The following is a 608-nucleotide window of genomic DNA, read 5'->3' as shown; positions in this document are numbered from 1 at the left end:
ATGCAGCAACAGTGTGATGAAAAACGGTTCCGTAAGCTCCGCGTACTGCTCATCGTCACGGCCGTCAAGCCAATCGACAGTAGCACCTGCGTCAAACACATCCGATGCGAACGCACTGCGCTTCTCGTCGATGTGGCCCAGCTCGATGGGACAGCTGTCAACTGCATTCTCGTAGTCCAAGCACGTTTGCTGATCATCGAACTGGGTGCCGTCGTTTGCTGCGTAAATCACTTTCATCGCTTCTTCCTCCGGGTGCCGTATGCACCAGAAAATTGTTGATGGAACGTCTTTTGCTTAACTTCTTGATCGACTCTGCGTACCACGAAAGCCATGCGGATTGAATCGTTCAGCGCGGTCTTGACCGAGAGGCGTGGTCCTAGGGCCGTGCGCGCAGTTGCGCGTGCCACACCCACATCGCCACCCACCACGATGCCCCTCTTCATGCTGGCTCCTTTACGAACTTCGGGGATCGCGGGTTGCATAGTGGACACAGGTCTTGGCCCTCACTGCCGTCCGGCCCTATCCTCCACCCATCCCGCCGCGCCTGTTTGCGGCACGCGCCAACGGACTCGTTATCGAAGTACTCATGAGGAAAATAGTCCCACGGG

At 56.9% G+C, this 608-nt stretch carries 1 protein-coding gene; it reads right to left on the bottom strand.

The window, feature by feature from the left end:
• The coding region (locus tag AC1RPN_RS08105) for a hypothetical protein (RefSeq protein WP_481763700.1) at positions 1-237 on the bottom strand (237 nt) is incomplete at its 3' end.
• Positions 238-608 lie beyond the last annotated feature (371 nt).

The organism is Dellaglioa sp. CoH-57-MRSF-20, assembly GCF_056781955.1.
Note: the sequence above shows the minus strand (reverse complement) of the source record. Positions and strands in the feature narration are given on the sequence as shown.